The sequence below is a fragment of the Ruegeria sp. C5 genome (genome assembly GCF_056537605.1).
The window spans coordinates 1-1,727 of sequence record NZ_JBQFRX010000018.1; the positions used below are offsets into that span (position 1 = coordinate 1).

At 50.3% G+C, this 1,727-nt stretch carries 1 protein-coding gene and 1 pseudogene; both read right to left on the reverse strand.

Annotated features, from left to right (window positions below; translation table 11 throughout):
• Positions 1-200: 200 nt before the first annotated feature.
• Positions 201-570, reverse strand: a pseudogene (locus ACR0AW_RS21165) (RadC family protein); the annotation flags it as partial.
• Positions 571-1,308: 738 nt separating this feature from the next.
• Positions 1,309-1,500 carry a hypothetical protein gene (locus ACR0AW_RS21170; RefSeq protein ID WP_170734261.1) on the reverse strand — a complete coding sequence of 64 codons (192 nt, stop codon included), beginning with the start codon at positions 1,498-1,500 and terminating at the stop codon, positions 1,309-1,311.
• Positions 1,501-1,727 lie beyond the last annotated feature (227 nt).

Here is a 1,727-nt window from a genome sequence, read left to right on the forward strand (position 1 = left end):
CAAATCCGCCGCATAATCACAACAACCAGTTGAGCCAGACCCTCTCTTAGTTCAGGCGGCCATCTGTCCCAAAATCCCTGACGACGGACAAATCTGTGCCTGTGCCATCCTATACCCGACAGCTTCTATAACGCGCAGATGGTAGTGAACCCGGTCACTAGCCACATCTAACTTGAGAATTCGGTGCTTTGAGGTTGCAATGACCCCATTCAGGTCGCCGAACTCAGCCAGCAGACGTTTGGCCAATGGCTTAATGTCGATCCTCGGAATTGCTTTGAAAAGTAGCAGCTCTGAAAGCTCATATTCCGGCATTGGATCGTGACCGCCTTTGAGAAAGCGTTGCCGCAGTCGCTCGCGATGCCCCCAATTGTGAGGCCGGTTAGCCCCGTCGTCGTCTTTAATCAGGCCACCACCAGCAGCATTCTTTCGTGAAAGTCGGTCTCGATACACGTATGACGGCGGGTGTGCAGGTTCGGTTATGGCGTTGGGTGGTGGGCTGCGTGCGTACAACTCATCCAATCCCTTCAATTCTTCCTCTGAAAATCCGTTGTGATCGTCATACTTGACCAGCTTGCCGAACCTTTTTCTATCTCAGCCTATTACCTCTTTCAAATTGTCCAGTATTGCCGACTTTTTCATGGTTACCGCTCGATGCACCAGCCCATGGCCCATGCCCACAAGTTGGTTAACGAGTTGTAAAAGCTTATTATTTGTTGCGAACACGTGGTTGAATTCATCATGTTCGTTCGAACTGATGCAGCCAGACTTAGGTGAAGATAAACTCGTCCGTCAAAAGGAGTGTCTTTGTGTAGTGCCGACCGCGAGGCTCAAGTGCTGAAGGGCGCGTGGGAGTGTTAGCGGCTCGGTCAGCAAATCCGATGTGGAGTTTGCGGCGCTTAGGTCTACTGAGCAAGAAAAACACTGCGGCACGCGTGCCGACAAGGTCACTAGGTATCGCGACCAGTTCAGTTCTTGTCCGAGAATGCTGAGCCATTCTCTACTCCAATTGTCTGAGCATGCAGGACAATAACTCAATCGGTATTCGGTCGCAGCAAAATTTCCTGTTGCTAAAAGAATCGGCAAATTGGTGCTCAATGATTGTATCTCAGAAACCTCCTTTGAGCCTTATTTGTTTCCTTCTTGTTCTTTCTTTTTTGGGTATTATGACACCTCAATGGCATCGATATAGGGGCAGAACATGGAAGCGCACACGAAACAATTCAGAAGTCAGAACAGAGGGCGAATGTACGTTTACCAATATGGTAAAAGCACACTTTAGAAAGCAAAGGCCCCGCCTAAGCGGGGCCGTTACAGATAGGTCGAGAACAACACAGCAAGCCGCTCTTTGTTGCGTTGAGACGTAAACGGCGTCCTCTGCATGGCTTCGTGAATTTGCGCCACAAAGCTTAGGTCCAATCTGCCGATGGTACCGCCTCGATTGAGTGCATCGTCGATTTCGAGCTCGTCGATTTCGCTCAAGGTAAGGCGGGGTCCGCTCATGGCCGAGAGTCGTGCAGCTTGGGTTTCATTCGACTAAAGAAGCGTTTAGCGTCCTCTATATGAAAAAAATTGTCCAACTGGCTTTGGTCTCATTCGCTGTGGCCACAGTCACCGGTGCAAAATCCGGGTGTCTGACTGTCCGTCGTCAGGGATTTTGGGACAGATGGCCGCCTGAACTAAGAGAGGGTCTGGCTCAACTGGTTGTTGTGATTATGCGGCGGATTTGC

Coding starts and splice junctions, on each gene's coding strand:
- ACR0AW_RS21170 (WP_170734261.1), bottom strand. CDS start 1,500: ATGAGCGGACCCCGCCTTACCTTGAGCGAAATCGACGAGCTCGAAATC.